Origin of the sequence: Enterococcus sp. E5-162 (genome assembly GCF_035725965.1) — a bacterium.
GTDB lineage: Bacteria > Bacillota > Bacilli > Lactobacillales > Enterococcaceae > Enterococcus_B > Enterococcus_B lactis.
This window is the reverse complement of record NZ_JAPRFV010000046.1, coordinates 1-552: the sequence shown is the minus strand read 5'-3', so window position 1 is coordinate 552 and position 552 is coordinate 1. Positions and strand designations below refer to the sequence as shown.

Below are 552 nucleotides of genomic sequence, written 5' to 3'. Positions count from 1 at the left end.
GACAAAAGTACGAGAAGAAATTCGTTTCCATCAGGCTATGTTGGATTGTCTCACCCATTATCAACATACCTATTGTTGTAAAAGCTGCGAAAAAGAAGGACTTTCTTCTTTTAAAAAAGCGATCGTTCCTAAACCTTTGATTTCTAATAGCTTAGGTTCCAATAGTTTAGTGGCGGAAACGATCCGGATGAAATTTGGTCAGAAAGTTCCTGCCTATCGGCAAGAGAACTATTGGAAACAAACACATGGGTTGGATATTTCGAGAGATAATATCACCAATTGGCATATTAAAGCAGTGCAAAACGCGTTAGACCCTTTAGGAGAACGATTAAGAGTCTATCTTAATCAAGAAGAGATTCTACACGGGGATGAAACAAGTTATCGTGTGATTGAAAGTGCCAAAACAGATACCTATTACTGGCAGTTTTGTACAGGAAAAGACAGTCAGCATCCCATCGTTTATTATCACCACGACGAAAGTCGTGCTGGAGATGTTCCGAAAACTTTTCTCAAGGAGTTTACAGGGTATTTACACTGTGACGGCTATAGCGG

Annotated in this window: 1 protein-coding gene; it reads left to right on the top strand. The window is 39.7% G+C overall.

Features of this window, described 5'->3' with window-relative positions; all coding sequences use genetic code 11:
- Nucleotides 1–552, top strand: a 552-nt coding sequence (locus OZZ83_RS14705) for an IS66 family transposase (protein ID WP_278023918.1), incomplete at both ends; no start/stop codon positions are given.